The sequence below is a fragment of the Pseudarthrobacter sp. CCNWLW217 genome (assembly GCF_037203985.1).
Taxonomy (GTDB): domain Bacteria; phylum Actinomycetota; class Actinomycetes; order Actinomycetales; family Micrococcaceae; genus Arthrobacter.
Genome location: NZ_JBBCBT010000002.1, coordinates 186,941 through 205,491 on the forward strand (window position 1 = coordinate 186,941; position 18,551 = coordinate 205,491).

General features: G+C 61.7%; 10 protein-coding genes. 7 read left to right on the top strand and 3 right to left on the bottom strand.

Annotated features, from left to right (window positions below; all coding sequences use genetic code 11):
* Positions 1 to 19 precede the first annotated feature (19 nt).
* Both V9L18_RS03435 and V9L18_RS03440 read left to right on the top strand, forming a co-directional pair.
* Complete coding sequence (locus V9L18_RS03435) at positions 20 to 4,873, top strand: NAD-glutamate dehydrogenase (protein ID WP_337345773.1); 4,854 nt, start codon at positions 20 to 22, stop codon at positions 4,871 to 4,873.
* 28 nt (positions 4,874 to 4,901) lie between these two features.
* Positions 4,902 to 6,371, top strand: coding sequence for a sensor histidine kinase (locus V9L18_RS03440; RefSeq protein ID WP_337345774.1), 1,470 nt, complete (start codon positions 4,902 to 4,904; stop codon positions 6,369 to 6,371).
* Positions 6,372 to 6,473: 102 nt separating this feature from the next.
* Here the strand turns inward: V9L18_RS03440 and V9L18_RS03445 are convergent, their stop codons facing one another.
* A complete protein-coding gene (locus tag V9L18_RS03445) occupies positions 6,474 to 6,722 on the bottom strand; it encodes a WhiB family transcriptional regulator (RefSeq protein ID WP_003804966.1) in 249 nt (82 codons plus the stop codon).
* A 230-nt stretch (positions 6,723 to 6,952) separates the two neighbouring features.
* On the opposite strand from V9L18_RS03445, the gene V9L18_RS03450 reads away from it, so the two are divergent.
* Positions 6,953 to 7,420 carry a hypothetical protein gene (locus V9L18_RS03450; protein WP_376044295.1) on the top strand — a complete coding sequence of 156 codons (468 nt, stop codon included), beginning with the start codon at positions 6,953 to 6,955 and terminating at the stop codon, positions 7,418 to 7,420.
* Here the strand turns inward: V9L18_RS03450 and V9L18_RS03455 are convergent.
* A complete protein-coding gene (locus V9L18_RS03455) occupies positions 7,381 to 11,487 on the bottom strand; it encodes an FtsK/SpoIIIE domain-containing protein (RefSeq protein WP_337345775.1) in 4,107 nt (1,368 codons plus the stop codon). The two genes, V9L18_RS03450 and V9L18_RS03455, sit on opposite strands and share 40 nt — an antisense overlap.
* 255 nt (positions 11,488 to 11,742) lie before the next feature.
* Between V9L18_RS03455 and glf the strand changes: the two genes are divergently transcribed.
* The 4 genes from glf (at position 11,743) to V9L18_RS03475 (ending at position 16,539) form a co-directional block, all read left to right on the top strand.
* The gene (gene glf, locus V9L18_RS03460; protein ID WP_337345776.1) at positions 11,743 to 12,930 is read left to right on the top strand and encodes a UDP-galactopyranose mutase; all 1,188 of its coding nucleotides are present in this window, start codon (positions 11,743 to 11,745) and stop codon (positions 12,928 to 12,930) included.
* Positions 12,927 to 14,918: a glycosyltransferase gene (locus V9L18_RS03465; protein WP_337345777.1), complete on the top strand. Its 1,992-nt coding sequence runs from the start codon at positions 12,927 to 12,929 to the stop codon at positions 14,916 to 14,918. Before glf ends, V9L18_RS03465 begins: the two co-directional genes overlap by 4 nt.
* Complete coding sequence (locus V9L18_RS03470; protein WP_337345778.1) at positions 14,919 to 15,788, top strand: ABC transporter permease; 870 nt, start codon at positions 14,919 to 14,921, stop codon at positions 15,786 to 15,788.
* Positions 15,789 to 15,864: 76 nt separating this feature from the next.
* Entirely contained in the window at positions 15,865 to 16,539 is a 675-nt protein-coding gene (locus V9L18_RS03475; RefSeq protein ID WP_082979333.1) for an ATP-binding cassette domain-containing protein, read from the top strand.
* Between the two features lie 37 nt (positions 16,540 to 16,576).
* Here the strand turns inward: V9L18_RS03475 and V9L18_RS03480 are convergent, their stop codons facing one another.
* Complete coding sequence (locus V9L18_RS03480; RefSeq protein WP_337345779.1) at positions 16,577 to 18,550, bottom strand: DUF6541 family protein; 1,974 nt, start codon at positions 18,548 to 18,550, stop codon at positions 16,577 to 16,579.
* Position 18,551: the final 1 nt, after the last annotated feature.

An 18,551-nucleotide genomic window follows, 5' to 3' on the forward strand; every position in this document is an offset into this window, starting at 1 on the left:
GTGATGGAGGCGTTTGTCGATGTCGTCTGGATCCAGCGTGGAGGATCAACCCCTTGCCATTGGGGACCGTGAAGGTTTCCTGGGGGACTACTACCAGCATCTAGCCGAAGAGGATGCGCGCAGTTATTCGCAGGATGTGCTTGCCTCCCGGGCCGAAATGCACCGCGAGGTCGCAGCTGTTCGCCTGCCTGGCCAAGCCAAGATCGCGATCAGCACGGAGGCGGACAGCAGCGTTGTGTATGTTGTCACGGACGACATGCCGTTCCTCGTTGACTCGGTCAACGCTGAGCTGGTCCGCCAGAACTCGGCCATTCACCTGGTAATCCACCCCCTTTTCGTGGTCACCCGCAATCGCGAATCGGGACAGTTGGTCAGGGTCGACCGCGTGCCTTCCCAGTTCGGAATTTCCAGCGGCGACACCGCCGCCATGCCCAGCATGTCGCACCTCATCGCTACAGGCGACAACGCCTCCCACATGGAGTCCTGGATCGCCGTAGAAATCGATCGCACCAATGACGACGCCCGGGATGCACTGCTTGCCGGCCTGGAACGCGTCCTGGGTGATGTCCGGGCCGCCGTCGAGGACTGGCCAAAGATGCGCAACAAGGCCCTGCAGATTGCGGAGAGCCTGGACAAAGTTGCCAACCCTGCCCAGATCACGGAGCTGAGACAGGCCCAGGATCTCCTCCGCTGGCTCGATGAAGGAAACTTCACCTTCCTGGGCTACCGGGAATACGACCTCATTAACGTCGACGGCGAAGACGTCCTCGAGCTGCGCGAAGACAGCGGGCTCGGACTCCTGCGGGCAGCAGCTGATTCCCACCATGTCCAACACCTGACTGACGCCGGCCGGAAGAAGGCACGTGAAAAGCGCGCACTCGTAATTACCAAGGCCAACTCAAGGTCAACGGTGCACCGGCCCGCGTACCTCGATTACATTGGCGTGAAGAGCTTCGACGCCGCGGGAAACGTCAACGGTGAGCGGCGCTTCATTGGACTGTTTGCCACCAGCGCCTACGCCGGGTCGGTCCGTAACATCCCGATTGTCCGGGAAAAGGTGGACGCCGTCCTGAGGAGTGCCGGCTTCCCGCCTGATTCGCATTCCGGCAAGGACCTTTTGGGAATCCTGGAGACTTATCCGCGCGACGAACTGTTCCAGATCGAGATCCCGGACCTCGCGGCGACCGCGATGGGGATCCAGCGGCTGCAGGAACGCCGCCGCACCCGGCTGTTCCTTCGGCCGGATATTTACGGCCGGTTCATGTCCGCCCTCGTATACCTTCCGCGTGACAGGTACACCACCAACGTACGGCTCCGCATAGAGGACGAGTTGCGGGAAACGTTCCAGGCTGTCTCCATCGACTACGAAGCCCGGATGACCGAGTCCGCCCTGGCTCGCCTGTTCTTCCGCATCCGCCTGCCTAAAGGCGCCGACGTCAGCCACGTTGACGCCGAAGAGCTGGAGAAACGGCTGGTTCGTGCTGCCCGCTCGTGGAGCGAAGGCATCGCAGAAGTCCTGCGAGGGCGCGAGGACGATGATCAGGCCAAGGAACTGGCCTCCATCTGGTCGGAGGCGTTCCCAGCGAGCTACCGCGTGGACTACGAAGTCGAGGAGGCCCTTCAGGACATTTCCCGCTTCGAAAAGTACGGCGCCGAAGCGGAACGCATCGCTGGGGCCAAGCAGGAGCGGCCGGGTGTCCATGTCTATCTCCCCGAAGGCGCAGGAGCGACCCTTGAGGAAGACGCCCGGGTCAAGCTCTACATGCTCGAACCCAAAAGCCTCAGCCAGATCCTGCCCTATTTCCACAACATGGGCCTTGAGGTACTGGATGAGCGGCCTTTCGAGATCGAGACGGCTGACCGCCGCGACTTCTTCCTTTATGACCTTGGGCTCAAGTACCCGGCAGGTGTAGACCCGGTAGCCACCGGCGAACTGCTGGCAGACTCCTTCGGGGCCGCGGTGTCCGGTGCCATTGAATCGGACAGCTTCGACCGCCTCGTGCTCCGTGAGGGAATGCACTGGCGCCAGATCACCGTTTTGCGGGCCTACGCGCGCTACATGCGGCAGATGGGAAACACCAACTCATTCGGGTTCATCGCTGATACCCTGCTTGCCAATCCTGCGGTGACCAAAGGCCTCAGCGCGCTCTTCGCCGCCCGTTTCGATCCCTCTGTCGATGAAGATCAGCGGGCCGCGACCCAGGGCTCCGTCCGGGCTGCACTGAACGAAGCGATCGAGCAGGTCGCAACCCTCGACGCCGATCGTATCCTTCGCACCTTCATGAATTTGATCGAAGCCACGCTGCGCACCAATTACTACCAGTTCAAGCAGCACTTGAGCTTCAAGCTGGATCCGACGAATATCGACGGGCTGCCGTTCCCGCGGCCGAAGTTCGAGATCTGGGTGTATTCGCCAAGGGTGGAAGGCGTGCACCTGCGGTTTGGCAAAGTGGCACGCGGCGGCCTTCGCTGGTCTGATCGCCGCGAAGACTTCCGTACCGAGATCCTGGGCCTTGTGAAGGCCCAGACGGTCAAGAACGCGGTGATCGTTCCTACCGGTGCCAAGGGCGGCTTCTTCGCCAAACAGCTCCCTGATCCGGCAGCAGACCGCGCGGCCTGGATGGCCGAGGGCATTGAAAGCTACAAGACCTTCATCCGTGGGCTGCTGGACCTTACCGACAACCTGGTTACGAGCCCTGACGGCGAAAACCTGGTGCCGCCGTCGGACGTTGTGCGCCACGACGACGACGACTCCTACCTTGTAGTGGCGGCAGACAAGGGAACGGCTACTTTCTCCGACATCGCCAACGGCCTGGCCGCCGAGTACGGTTTCTGGCTCGGAGACGCCTTCGCCTCAGGTGGTTCCGTAGGTTACGACCACAAAGCCATGGGGATTACGGCGCGCGGCGCCTGGGAATCGGTCAAGCGCCACTTCAGTGAATTGGACCTGGACACCCAGACCCAGCCCTTCACTGTCGTCGGTGTCGGGGACATGTCAGGTGACGTCTTTGGCAACGGCATGCTCCTGTCCCGCCATATCCGCCTGCTCGCCGCGTTCGACCACCGCCATATTTTCCTCGACCCCAATCCCGATGAGGAATCGTCCTATGCTGAGCGTCAGCGGTTGTTCGAACTGCCCCGCTCCTCATGGGATGACTACGACAAATCGCTGATTAGCGAGGGCGGCGGCGTTTTCGTCCGCCAGGCCAAGACTGTCCCTGTTTCCGAGCAGGTGCGTGCGGCGCTGGGCCTCCCGGAATCCACCACCCAGCTGAGCCCGCCGGAACTTCTTCGCGCAATTCTGTTGGCGCCTGCCGATTTGCTCTACAACGGCGGAATCGGAACATATGTGAAGGCAAGCACCGAGTCGAATGCCTCCGTCGGGGACAAAGCGAATGACGCCATCCGGGTGGATGGCCGTGACCTGCGGGTGAAAGTCGTCGGTGAAGGCGGCAACCTGGGGATGACCCAACGCGGGCGCATCGAGGCAGCACTGCAGGGCGTGATCCTCAACACTGATGCCATCGACAACTCGGCTGGCGTGGACTGCTCCGACCACGAAGTCAACATCAAGATCTTCGTGGACCGGATGGTGGCCGCTGGCAAACTCTCCGCAGAAGAACGCGCCGGATTCCTCTCATCGATGACCGAGGAGGTGGGCAGGCTGGTACTCCAGGACAACATTGACCAGAACATCCTGCTCCTGAACGACCGGATGCGTGTTGCCGAGTGGAGCCCCAGCTATGAACGCCTGATGGACTGGCTTGAAAAATCAGCCGACCTCAAGCGTGATCTGGAAGCCCTGCCTTCCACGGAGTCGTTGCGGGAAAGGCTGACCCAAGGACAGGGCCTGACGTCCCCGGAACTTTCGGTACTGGCGGCGTACGCCAAGATCGAGCTGACCTCCGCCTTGCGGGAAAGCGACCTCGCCGACGATCCCTGGTTCCGCAGCACTCTGCGGGCCTACTTCCCCCGTCAGCTCCGCGAACGGTTTGATGCCGAGCTCGACACACATCCGCTGCGGCGGGAGATCATCGCGACGGTTGTGGCGAACGACATGATCAACATGGGCGGCATCACCTTCGCCTTCCGGACGATTGAAGAGACGTCCGCTACGGAAGTCGCTGTTGCCAAGGCGTTCGTGGCCCTCCGCGAGATTTACGAGCTGGACGTCATGGTGGATGAACTCAACAGCCTCCCGGCGTCTTTCCCCACGGAGCACTGGAGCACCGTCCACCTGGACATTCGGCGGCTGCTGGACCGCGCCGTGCGCTGGCTCGTCGGGCAAGGCGGAGCCAGCAGGCCCATCGCTGATATCGTCGCCGAATTCAAACCGGTCATGGATCCCATGCGAGCCCGCCTCCTCGACTATGTGAGAGGTGACGACCGGGAGCGTCTCTCCGCCTGGCTTGAAGAAGCCAGGGAATGGAAGCTGCCGGAAGGCCTGGCTCTGCGCTGGGCTGAACTCTTTGAAAGTTTCGTGCTCCTGGACATTGCCAAGATCGCCAAGGTCCGCAAGGATCCAGTCGAGGAGATCGCCTCCGTTTACTACACCGTGTTTAATCGCTTCCACGCTGATGCCCTGCTCGAAAGAATCAGCAGCCTGCCAAGGCAGGACAGGTGGCAGGCGCTGGCACGTGCGGCCTTGCGGGACGACCTCTACTCGACGGTGTCGGATATGACCATGGCGGTGCTCGAATCCACCGGTTCGGGGCTTTCGCCGGAGGACCGGCTGAAGGAATGGGAAAGCCAGAACGCTGAACAACTGGGCAGGGCCAAGAGCATGTTCGACGAGGTCAATTCCCTCGAAGCGGACGATATGGCGTCACTGTCGGTAGCATTGAGGCTCTTGAGGTCAATCGTCCGACGCTAGGGATACTGGCGTCGCAACTGGAGGTGCAGTGGCAATCTTTACGGACCCCATCAGGGAACATGCTGATTTCGGGCCGGGCGATGCCGAATGGCTGCACCTCCTGGTGGGTGACTGGCAGATGGTTGCCGACCTCGCGTTTGCGGACCTGGCCCTCTGGTTCCCCCACCCGGACTACGGTTATGTGGCGTTGGCGCACGTCCGGCCGTCCACCACGCACACCGTTTTCCACGGGGACTTTGTGGGGGAGGGTATCAGGTCGGATCTGCAGCCCCTTGTGGACAAAGCCTGGTCCAGCCGTGCCATTGAACGGTCCAGCGAAACAAACTGGAGCAGCGACATGGCTCTGCGGGTCGAGGCCGTGCCCATGGTCCGCAACGGCCGAACCTTGGCCGTTGTAACCACTCACATGGATCTGTCCAGTTCGCGAATGCCGTCAAGGCTGGAACTCACCTATCGGCAGTGTGCCTATGACTTGCTGCGAATGGGCACGTTGGGGCTGTGGCCAGATTTTGCCTCGCCCACTGGATCCCGTCGTGGCGCACCGCGGGTGGGAGACGGCCTGATCAGGCTCGACGCTGAAGGCATCGTGCAGTATGCGAGCCCCAACGGCGTGTCCGCCTTCCGGCGGCTGGGCGACGGTGAATCGTTGGAGGGACGTTCGCTTGCGGAGGTGACAGCCAGCCTGCTGAAGGACAGGCGAATGGTCGATGAGACGCTGCCACTGGTGGTGACGGGCCGGATGCCGTGGCGCAGTGAGATTGAATCCCGCGGCGTGAGCCTGTCCCTGCGGGCAATTCCGCTTCGTGATGAGCAACACCGTTTTGGGGCGCTCGTTCTATGCCGCGACGTTTCCGAACTGAGGCGGCGCGAAATGGAACTCGTGACCAAAGACGCGACCATCCGCGAGATCCACCACAGGGTCAAGAACAATCTGCAGACCGTGGCGGCGCTGCTGCGCATGCAGTCGCGCCGCATGGTCAGCGATGAGGCCAAGCAGGGCCTGGAGCAGGCGATGCGCCGCGTAGCCACCATTGCCCTGGTCCACGAAACGCTTTCACAGGGGCTCGCGCAAAGTGTTGACTTCGACGAACTGATCGGGCGGCAGTTCAGGCTGTCCGCTGAGGTTGCGTCACCTTCGCAGCAAGTCAAGACTCAACGGGCAGGGTTGTTCGGCGAACTGCCCAGTGACTTCGCGACCCCGCTGGCGCTGGTGATTAATGAATTGGTGACCAACGCCGTCGAGCACGGCCTCGAGGGACGCACGGGGACTGTATGGCTTCTGGCTGACCGTTCTGAAGGGGACGACGGTGAAGAACTGCTGACGGTTACCGTCGCAGATGACGGCGTGGGCCTGCCGGAGACCCCGCATGTCGAGGGACTGGGGCTCCAGATCGTCCGGACACTGGTAACCAGTGAGCTCGGCGGCACCATCGCGTGGCAGCCCCGGGAGGGCGGCGGAACCGCCGTCCGGATCCGGCTGAGCCTCATGCCGAAGTAATCGCGACACGTGCACTTGCCGTAGTCATCCGGCTGCCCAAAAGGAATGGCCGCAACCCCCTGGGGTTGCGGCCATTGCCGTCTGTTGCTGCCTTAGCTCAAATTACGAGGCCCGGCGGGCGCGGGCGGCCCGCCGCTTCAGGGCGCGACGCTCGTCCTCGCTCATGCCGCCCCAGACGCCGGCATCCTGTCCGGACTCCAGCGCCCACTGGAGGCACGTATCAACAACGGGGCAGCGGCGGCAAACGCTTTTGGCTTCCTCGATTTGGAGGAGGGCAGGGCCCGTGTTTCCGACCGGGAAAAACAGTTCCGGGTCCTTGTCAAGGCACGCTGCGCGGTTACGCCAATCCATGCTGATCAGTTGCTCCATTTCTGGGAAGAGCTCTTTGTGAAATTATTCACTAGTAGCTACAAAGGAAAGGGGCCCTGCGGGCCCCCTTGGTCATCTGAATTAAGCCTGTCATGTTAACGCTGTGTAAACAAGGGGTAATTAGGCTTGAAATCCCCGGAAAGCTGAGCGATACATCACATCGGTGTTAGTGGCCCTCACCACTGTCCGACTATGTCCGGTAGGGTGCCAGTGTGTCAAGACCCCCCGTACCCCCCTCGAACGCCCTTCCCGACCCTGATGCTGAAGAACCTGGACGGACAGCCGTGCGGCCCCGGGCCATCACGGTCATCGCTTCTGTCGTCGCTGCTGAAGCCACGGCTTTGCTTGGTGCAGCTGCCTGGTACGGGTACGAACTCGTTACCGGTGCCCCAGTTCTCTCGTTCTGGGGAGCCGTATTCACTTTGGCCCTGCTCCTCGCCTTTGCCGCGTGGCTCTACGCAGTGGGTCATTTCCTGTTCCGCGGATACCGCTGGACCCGGGCGGCTGCCTTAGTGGCCCAGCTTTTCGTCCTGACCATCGGATTCCCAACCCTGACGGGGGGCCTTGTCTGGGCAGGTCTTGCCATGCTCGTCCCGGCGGTCCTTGTGATCGTCCTCCTCTTCGACAAGCGGGTTGTCACTTATGCGTCGAGGACCGGCGGTTCCGCGCCGGCCATCTGACGGGCCACGCTCCCTTCTTTCGTGGCAGGCCGGACCCAGCCCAACTGGATCGGGAGCGGCCGGCCATTTGCTATCAGAATGCTCCGACCCGGGGGCGGAGTGGGCTCCACCTCGAACCTGACTCCAAACAGGTCGCCGTCCATGACGCTCCGTGGCGCGATCAGCATCCCGTTCCCCGTGCCCCGGGCGCTGAGCGCCAAAGGTACTCGCTGGGTCAGCAGGGGACTGTACCCGGCAGTGAAAATCACACTGACCCCTCTTCCGCTAAGTTCCGCAAGATCCTGGTGTGTTGACTGCGGGAGCAAATCGGCATCATCGACAAGCGCGATGGCGTGCCGATCCACAGCCCCGGCCGCAGCCTCCCGAAGAACACCGGACCAGTATTCGCATGGTCCGACACCCTCATCCGGGGCCAGCCACCGAGCTGACCGTCCGTTGAGCGCAGGCAACACGTGCAGAAAGTTGGTCTTGCCGGCACCAGGCCCACCGAGCACGGCGAAAACTCCGCCAAAGGGAATCCGGAGTGAGGCCGGGGCCAATTCGTCGCCGCCGAGGCCAATGAGGAAGGTCCGTGAGCCGGGCTGGGCGGCTGCAGTCCTCGGAGCCGTGGCCACCAGAAGGTCTGATGTCGCGTCCTCGCCGGGTATTCCTCGGGCCACGAGGTCCTCTACCGTGATTCTCGTAGGCAGTGGTTCCACGCGGAAGGGTCGGCTGATGACGGAGTGGCCCACGGCTTTCTCCGCGGCAGGCCACAGGGATTCTTCGCCATCAGGATGGGCATAGAACTGGCACACGGCAGTTTTGCCGGCCGATACCGGTCCGAAGGCCACCGCTCTGCCAGGGACTGGAGCGGTGGTGGGCATCTTCGGCCAGGCAAGGCGGCTGTCGTCGTTGGCGCCACACGGAAAATAGATACGGTTCGGCACCGAAGCGAAGAATCTGGCTGTCACCAGTTCGCGTTGTCCCGAAATAGCGACGATGATTCCTGCACGGCCGCCGTCGCGGAGAAGGTCGTGGAGCAGGTCTTCCGCCCAGGCCAGCGGCCCCGACCGGAGGGAGGAGGCCCACGTGCCCCATCCTGCGATGACCAGCAGCAGGGGAGTCCGATGACCGTCCCTGGAGCCCATCAGCCGCTCAGACAGCTCCTGTTTGAGTCGTTCCAGTATCCGTACAGCCCGTCGGAGGTCGTGCGGACCAGCTTTAGCACCGAGGCGGCCGCCCCACTCGATGCCGTCCAGGGAAGCGTCCGCGTCAAGGACGTAGAAATGAGCCTCGGACGAATGCGATGCGAGGGCTCTGACGGCCACCGCCAGAGCCTCGGGCAGGCCTGACGCAGGTGCTCCAACGAGCCCCAGATGCCCGTGTTCGGCGGGAAGCCAGTCGAGCGGTGCTGTCCGCTGCTCGTCCGGAAGATCCATGAGGCCAAGGCGAACGGCCCACGCCTGGGGTGCGCCATTCCGGGACCCTGGGGCAGGGCAAATATCTTGGACAGCTGACGCCAGCGGTGGTTCCAGAATGGATGGGAGTGGCGGAGCGACCGGTGGCCTTGCCGGCTGGCCCTCCAGGACCTCCCACAGGCTGGACATCGTGCTAACAAGGGGCGCGGCAGCCAGCGCGGGGGTCAGGTCCTTGTTGTCGGCAACCTGAGTGCGTTCGATGTCTGGGTCCTTGAGCACATCAGACGAAAGACGAACACGGACCCCATCCGGGAGGCTCGCTTGTGCCGGATCCTGCAAGGACGCTGCCTGAAATTCGATCGGATCTTCCGTGCCGCGGACAAGGAAGGCCCTTCCTGGTGTCCTCAGGCTGATGTTTGACGCGGCGTTGGAATTGATGATGTCCAGCGACTCCAGATCGGATTGGACACGCAGGGCGATGCTCGTCGTCACGTTGGCGCGAATATCTGCTGTCAAAGCCCCCTGCGGGCGCTGTGTCGCCATGATCAGATGGATGCCCAGGGAGCGCCCGATAGCGGCGATCCTCATGAGTTCCGTCAGGGCCGCGGGCGCCTGATCAACAAGCATCCGGAACTCATCAATGACCACAACGAGGTGGGCTAACACTGGATCCCCATCTGTCCGGGCAGCGCGATACGAAGCCAAATCGGGTGCCTGCGCGGATGCCAGTAATTCCTCACGGAGCCGGATCTCGGCCCGAAGTGATATCAGCGACCGCTCAAGCTCGTGGTGTGCCAGGTCAGTCAGCATTCCCACACAGTGCGGAAGGCCCAGGAGCGGTCCCAGGCCCGAGCCGCCTTTGAAGTCCACAAACAGGAAATTAATGCGGTCCGGCGGGTAAGAGAGGGCTAACGCGATGGTCATGCTGCGCAGGAGTTCGGATTTTCCCGACCCAGTGGTCCCTGCTACCAGCAAATGGGGTCCGTCCCCTTGGAGATCCAGCACGCGTTCGCCGTCGGCGGACTGACCGATTGGCACGGCCAGTCCGGGCCGGTGGCGGGACTCTACCCACCGGGCCGACGTTTCAGCGCCGCCGGGGTTGAGCAGGTCGCGTAGAAGGCAGGATTGCGGCACGAGTCTGTCCAGCGGGGCGGCGTCGCGGGCGTGCAGCCGACAAAAGCGGTTGAAGACGTCACGGGGAGCGAGGTCCGGTACGAAGCGCGTTGGGCCCCCCGGTCCCTGCAGCTGGCCTGCACGGTGTGACAGTTCAATATCGGCCAGCGCCATCATGGCGGGCCGGGTGAGGAACTGGATGACTTGCCAGTGGTTTTCGATCGCGAGCGCGATGACGTCGACCTCGTCCGAGTCTCCGGCGTCGACGACCAAAAGCACACCGGGTGTTTTTGGGGGAGCGCCCTCCGGTGCCAGCACGGCAGTTGCCGCGGCAGCGGTGGCTGTCAGCGTGACATCCGACAGAAAACGGGCGCAGAGTGGAAGCTGCGCGGCTGGCCCATGCACTGCAACGCGGATGTGTGCGGCCCTCGGATAACCAGCCAATTGCATGATGAGTGACCGCATGAGACCTTCCACGGACTCGTGTGGGCCGCTGACGACGGTGACGCGGCGGGCCGGATCAAGGGTCAGCGGCAGTACTCCGGCCGACGGAATTCTCAGATCCGGTGCGGCCGGCTCGAACCGGATATTGGCCGGTTGGACTGCCAGCCCGAGGCGTAGCCAGATCCCTTGTTGGCCGGAACTTTGCTCACCCGAAGTGCCGGACGGCAGGCCACTGGCGAGAACCAGTTCGGAAAGGGGCGGACCGGCGCGTCGACGGCGGTCCTGGTCCTGGCGGAGCGCGTTCGCAACCGCTGTGGACAATTCCTTGCGCTGGCGTCTTCCGGAGAGGACCGGTACCAGAACGGACACGGCAGACACAGCCGTGAAAGCGAGGAACATCCACATGCCTGTAACGACCGCCAGCCCTACCCCAATGGCCAGTGGGAGCCCGGCCGTCAGCACAAGGGCGGTGCGGTTTCCGGATTCCACCCGCCGGTTGATCACCAGAGGTTCCTGCACGCCTGTCCCTGCGGCTCCCAATTTCGGGCCCTCAGGATCCATAAAGACCAGCGACATCGAGGAGTTGCCGCAGCGGATGACTGAGCCGGTTGCTATCACCGTATTTCGCACATACTCGCCGTCGACCTCCGTCCCGTTGGCACTGTCAAGGTCCTCGATGGTGATGGCGGTGTCGGAAACCAACAAACGGGCATGCTGCCTGGACAGGTCAGGATCGGGGACGACTATGTCCGCGTTGCTTCGCCCGATGGTGTAGCTTCCGCGCCCCAGGGGTACTACCGTCCCGGCGCCGGCGCCGCTATGGACTGCCAAAGCGAGCGGTGCCGGCAAGCTGTCGACTCGCCGTGGCCTGAGGGCGGGGCTCCGCGTGCCGCCGTCGACTATTACCGCCCCGTTCACGAGCGGCGGCTCGCCGACTGTCAGGGAGGAGAGTTGCGCGCCGTCGACGGACAGGGCACCAGTGCCGAAGCCGGTTTCCAGCGCTGCCTGAATTTCCGCACCACACGTTCCCCCGGTGGCGTCCACCGTGAGTTCCAATGGTGGTTGGGCTTTCCCCGTGCCGGGGCTGCGAACCAGAGTGCACTCGAGCGGCATGATGGTGAATTCCTAACGGTGGGCCGGTCTACGCGTCCACGCTAGTAACACGGTGAGCATGCTGTCCCGCTTGGAGTGTCCCATGTGGATAAGCGCCGTGTTCGGTGGGTGATGGCGTGTTCCGCGGGCCGGCGGACTGTAACATCCGAGGCAGGCCTCCCGCCGGGTTTGGCCAGCCGCTGCAGCGTCTCGGGTAGGCTAGAACAGCAGACTTTGCACAACATTGCGCTGCCCGTATTCGAAACTGGAGATTTTGTGACTGCTGACCTCGTCATTGTAGGGTCGGGCTTTTTTGGCCTGACAATCGCAGAACAGGCCGCGACTGAGTTGGGCTTGAAGGTGGTCGTCATCGACCGTCGACACCACATCGGTGGGAACGCCTACAGCGAAAAAGAAGAGCAGACCGGGATCGAGGTGCACCGCTACGGTGCCCACCTTTTCCATACGTCCAATGAACGGGTGTGGGAGTACGTCAACCGGTTCACGACTTTCACCAATTACGTCCACAAGGTCTATGGCGTGCACAAGGGCGAGGTCTATTCGCTCCCCATCAACCTGGCCACCATTAACCAGTTCTTCCGCGCCAACTTGACGCCGGGCCAGGCACAGGCCCTGATCCAGGAGCAGGCCGGAGAGCTCGCCGGGACTGATCCGCAGAACCTCAACGACAAAGGCATCCAGCTCATTGGCCGGCCGCTGTATGAAGCGTTCATCAAGCACTACACCGGCAAGCAGTGGCAAACGGATCCCAAGGACCTGCCTGCCGGAATCATCTCCCGGCTACCGGTGCGGTATAACTACGACAACCGCTACTTCAACGACACGTACGAGGGCCTGCCCACCAACGGCTATACCGCTTGGATCGAGAAGATGGCGGAGCATCCGAACATCGAGGTGCGCCTCAACACGGACTTCTTCGATGAAACGCAGGAGTACAGCAAGAACAAGGTTGTCGGCAATATCCCGGTTATTTACACGGGTCCGATCGACCGCTATTTCGACTTCGCTGAAGGTGACCTTTCCTGGCGCACCATCGACTTCGAAGAAGAAGTATTGGACGTTGGGGACTTCCAAGGCACGTCCGTGATGAACTACAACGACGCCGACGTGGCCTATACCCGGATCATCGAGCCGCGCCATTTCCACCCGGAGCGGGATTACCAGACCGACAAAACAGTCATCATGCGTGAGTTTTCCCGGGCTGCTGAAAAGGGCGATGAGCCTTACTACCCGATCAACACTGCTGCGGACAGGGAAAGACTGCTCAAATACCGCGACCTTGCCGCGGCAGAGCAGAGCGTGCTGTTCGGAGGGCGCCTGGGAACGTACAAGTACCTGGATATGCATATGGCTATTGGCTCTGCCCTGAGCATGTTTGACAACAAGATCCGGCCGCATTTCGAAGACGGCGCCAAGCTTGAAAGTGGAGGAGTGGACGCATGAGCGAGACGACAGACTCGAAGACGTGGTCAACGTTGCAGAGGGTGATCCTTCCATCCGCAGACCAGATGGACACGGTGTCACTTTACGTTGACGCCGGTACGGCCAGCGGCATCCGCCTTCGGGAGAATGACGAGCTGGCGCGCACTCCCAAGCTGCCTGAACAGAAGCTGCAGATGTTCAGCTCCGGCAGCCGTGAAGCGCATTTCGAAGACCTGCTGACTAGGCACTCGATGCGCGTCCGCTCGGGTGAGCAGATGTCATTTGGCACCTACTTCAACGCCTTTCCTGCCAGTTATTGGAAACGCTGGACCTCTGTCCGGGACGTGCGCCTGGTGGTACGGACGAGCGGCACGGGAACCGTCACCGTGTACAAGTCCAACGCACGCGGGTCGGTTCAGCGGGTTGACGGTAAGCACGTCGACGGCGCTGCCACCTCAGTCTTTGACCTCACCTTGAAGCCGTTTGGCGACGGCGGCTGGTACTGGTTTGACCTGGCCGCAAGTTCAGGCGAACTGCTGTTGGAGAACGGCGAATGGCAGGCCGAGAGCAGCCGCGATTCCAAGGGCCAGGTCACCCTTCAAATCACCACGATGAACAAGCCCGACTTCTGCCTGAATAACGCCCGAATCCTGGCAGGGAATCAAGACGTCCTCGAGAACGTCAAAGAGATCCTGATCGTGGACCAGGGGACGCAAAAGGTCGAAGCCGAAGATGGCTTCGCCGCAGTCAAGGAATCATTGGGCGGAAAGCTCAGGGTCATCAACCAAGCGAACCTGGGCGGGTCCGGTGGGTTCGCGCGTGGGATGTACGAGTCGGTGGAGAATGGCAGTGACTACGTGCTGCTCCTTGACGATGACATCGTGGTGGAGCCGGAAAGCATCGTTAGGCTGCTGACATTCGCTGACCACTGCAAGAAGCCAACCATCGTTGGCGGGCACATGTTTGACCTCTATAACCGCAGCGTGCTCCACACCTTTGGCGAGGTTGTTGACCCGTTCCGGATCGTCCCGGCACTCCCGCACGCGGACATGGAAGTACGGCATGACTTCAGCATTGCAAACCTCCGCCAGACCGCGTGGCTGCACCGGCGCGTGGACGTGGACTACAACGGCTGGTGGATGTGCCTGATCCCCACCGAGGTCATCAGGGAAATCGGCCTATCGCTGCCCCTATTCATTAAATGGGACGACGCCGAATACGGCCTTCGCGCCCGCGAAGCCGGATTCGCCACAGTATCCTTGCCTGGCGCCGCAGTGTGGCATGTTTCCTGGATCGATAAGGACGACCTCGTGGGATGGCAGGCGTACTTCCACGAACGCAACCGCTTGATTACCACCTTGATCCACAGCCCCTACCCGAAGGGCGGACGGGTTCTGCGCGAATCCGTGCAATCCGACGTCAAGCACCTGGTATCGATGCAGTACTTCACCGAACATGGCCGGATCGAGGCCTTGAAGGACCTTTTCAAGGGGCCGGAAGACCTCCACCGCGTGCTCGGCACCAAGTTGCCTGAAATCAACGCCCTGAAGGCGTCCTACCCGGACGCCCAATTGAAGGATGACGTCGACGACTTCCCCGCCCCGAAACTGGGCCGTGGTCCGATGGGGGGCACCGTCGTTGGCATGCCCAGCAAGAAGGAACTGATTCCCTGGGGCATCAAGACTGTTGCCCGGCAGCTGATCAAGGCGCCCGGACCGGAAAGCGCCGAGCGCCCCCAAGGGTATCTCGCCCACCGGGACAACCGCTGGTACCGGGTCGCCCACTACGACAGCGTGGTGGTCTCCAACGCCGAAGGAACGGGCGCCTCCTGGTACCAGCGCGACCCCCGGAAGCTGAAGTCGATGCTGACAGAGGCAACCCGCCTGCACGTCCGGCTTTTCCGTGAGTGGGACAGACTGGCCGAGCAGTACCGCAATGCCGTTGCGGAGGTCAGCTCAATGGAGTCCTGGAAGAAGACCTTTGACGCCGCTTCGGAGGATTCGAAGTAGATGGCCGGCAGCACTGAAGGAATGATCCGCCCAGGCCAGGGGCGGGGACTCCTTGACGTCTATGACCATCGGTTCCTGCTCAAGCTATTGGTGCGGAAGGAGATCAAGGTCCGTTACCGCGGATCGATCCTGGGTCTCCTGTGGTCCTACGTCAAGCCATTGATGCAGTTCCTCATCTATTTCGTGGCATTGGGAATCTTCCTGAACCTCCAGCGCGGAACACCGAACTACGCCATCTACCTGTTCGCAGGCATTGTCTTAGTGAACTTCTTTACGGAGTCCTTGGGCAACGCCACAAGGTCCATCGTGGACAACCGCGACCTCATCCGGAAGATCTATCTGCCCCGTGAGCTGTTTCCGGTGGCAACCGTGTGGGTTTCAGCAGCACATTTCCTGCCTCAAATGGTGGTGCTCATCGGTGCCTGCCTCATTGCGGGGTGGACGCCGACAGTCCTTCAGCTGGCCGCCGCAATCCTGGCTTTTGTGCTGGTCTCAGTCCTCGCGACCGGACTGGGCCTGCTGTTCAGCGCCGCAAACGTCTACTTCCGTGATTCGGAAAACATCGTTGACATGATCCTCATGGTGGTGACGTGGGCTTCGCCGGTGCTCTACGTCTGGACGATGGTGAGGGACGTGATGGGGTCCTGGTACTGGCTGTACCAGCTCAATCCCATGACCGTCGCTGTGGAAATCTTCCACTGGGCCTTCTGGTTCCCCACTTTGAAAGAGGATCAGCTGGAGCTCGCTGCGATGCCGCCGGACCTTATGACGGTTTGGCTTCCCGTGGCTTTCCTCATTTCCATCGCTGTGCTGTTTGTGGGCCAATTGGCCTTCCGGCGCTCGGCCGTCCATTTTGCACAGGAGCTCTAACGTGACAGCACGAGGCGAGATAGCAATCAGCTGCAAGAAGCTGCGCAAGCAGTTCGTGTTGCGCCATACCCGGTCCATGAAAGAGGCCGTGGTCTGGCTGGTTAAGGGACGGAAGGGCGACCTCTCCAAGAAGTTCATGGCGCTCACGGACGTGTCCCTTGAAGTGCAACAGGGTGAGACGGTGGCCTTGCTTGGGCTCAACGGTTCCGGAAAGTCCACGCTGTTGAAGCTGATCTCTGGCGTTCTTCAGCCCGACGGCGGCACCGTCCACACCCGCGGACGGGTTGCGGGCCTTATCGAGGTTGGAGCAGGCTTCCACCACGACTTGAGCGGGCGCGACAACGTCTATTTGAACGGTGCGATCCTCGGCATGACCGAGAAGCAGATCGATGACATGTTCGATTCAATCGTTGAATTCTCGGAGATCGGCGAGTTCATCGACACCGAGGTCAAGTTCTACTCTTCCGGGATGTACCTGCGGCTGGCCTTCTCCATTGCCGTGCACACCGACCCTGAGGTTTTCCTTATCGATGAAATCCTTGCGGTGGGGGACGAGCCGTTCCAGCGCAAGTGCATTGCCAAGATCAAGGAACTGTCGGACAAGGGCAAAACCCTCTTTGTAGTCAGCCACGACCTGGATCTGGTTTCCACTGTCTGCGAGCGGGGTATCCTCCTCGAACACGGCGAGGTCATCATGGACGGCGAAGTGCATGAGGTTGTGGCTGAGCTTCGGAGCCGCACGGCCGCCTGACAACCCGCCTGCCTGAACTGACCGGTGCGTGCCCCGGTTAGTTCAGGCAGGCCGTGATGTGATAAAGCCTGGCCTCGCCTTGGCTGTCCACCAGCTGCACGCCCGGATTCCGGTCAAGGTTTCTGAGCCCGGCCGGAGTATGGCTTCCGCCATGGACTTCCTTGGACCCAAAGTCGAGGACATAGAACGCATTTTCATTCCTGACCGCGCGGCAAACGTTCGGGTCGCTCTCCACGGAGCCGAGGTCGTTATAAATCTCCTGCAGTTCAGGGGACACATAGCTGAGGATATGCATCTGCGCAGCCTTCCGATCTCCGATCGCGTAGGCCAGCGCGGCGCCGGTGTAGGGATTTCCCAACAGGACCGAGTCGGCCGGCACAGTCTCCGGAAGTCGGTCCATGAGTTCGAGTTCATCCGCTGATACCAGCGGGGAATCATTGCTGATGGCATAACGCGTCGACGCCTGAGCCGCCTCGTGCTGCACTCCACCCTGTTGTCCCAGCGCAACCGCACCCACGGAAAGCCCACCAACGGCAGCGATTCGGAGCAGTCGCCCCCTGCCCTCGGAGCCAGCAGCCCGTTGGAATATTGTCAGGGCCGGACTCGGCCGCTGCCCTGTGCTGAGTTTTGCTTCTGCCCAGTTCACGCCGATGGCCACCAAGAGCACGGCGGCTACGGGAAGAAGGGCCGCAAGGCGGTAGCTGTCGTTGTACCAGACGCCGGCCAGGAAGTTCCTGATGGGCGAGATCGGGAAGCCGGAAACAACAACGAAAATGGCAGAGAAAATCAGGAAAGCAACTCCGGCCCAGGCGAGGTTTTTGTTCGTCCTGAAGCAGGCCCATAGTCCAACGAGTGCCAAAGGTGCCACCAACCAGGCGGGGGCGAGCCCCATGGGTGCGAGGAAGAGGGCCTCACCCAACGCCTGGGGGACCGTGTGATACGGACCCCAGAATGACGCCTCCTCGGGTGGCCTTAAGAAGATCCACAGAGCGAGGAAAACAAGGCAGTACCCGACGAGGCCGGCCGCCTGAAGGTTGAAACGACGCCGGTTGGCGGCCCGGTCTCTCCACAGGCCGGAAGCCGACCTGTAGGCGGAGAAAGCCACCATGGGAAGCGTCCAGACAAGCCAGGCCATAAACGTTGTCGGGTGGGCCACGATCAGGCCTGCAAGGCTCAAGAGCAATGCAAGGATTGCAGGCAGAGCCGGTATTTGCGTACTCGGCGCCGCTCCCGTGATGCGGGCCGCCAAGGCGATGCTTGCCGGCAGGATGCTGATTGCCAGCAGGTTCGGATACAGGACACCGAAGTCCATCATCAGCAGCGGGAAGGCCCCGAGAGAAGCACATGCTATGCCGGTTGCAATCGTTGCTGCCGTCTGGCGTCCCGCAACCCAGGTTGTCATCAGGAGGCAGCTCAACGGCCAAAAGACCGCCGCCAGGACAATGCTGGTGATGTTTACGGCCACGGGTACGGCAGCGCCTGTCGTTGAGGCCACAAAAGCCGCTACCGCGTTCCACCCGGCCGGGTAGAACCCGCCTCCGGTCATCGCGCCAATGGTGAGGGAGGAAGCCTGGCCGGTATCTAAGGCGAACCGGACGGAGTTAAGGTGAAATACAGCGTCATAAGTCTGGGATATGGATCCCGGAGACCCCAAGACCTGAAAAGTCCGCCAACCCAGCAGCACCGCGGCAACAGTAACCGCAATGAACGGCGCCAACTTGGCCAACGTTGACCTTCCTTGGCCAGCGTGCTGTTGTTGGGGGCTGAGACGGCCCAGGAAAAATCCAAGGGAGGCCAGCAAAGCCGTGGCGACGCCGACAGGCAGCACCCCAAACTTCACCCCAAGGAACGGGGTGGCGGTGGCAGTCAAAACGATGACTCCCACCGACAAAGCCGGCGCAAGCGAGAGCGCGTTGAATGACCTAAACCTCAGGGCAAGGGAAACTATGAAGCCCGGGGCCAGGAGCAGGAGTGCGGCAATGAAAATTTGCGGAAGGACAGGCAACCACATC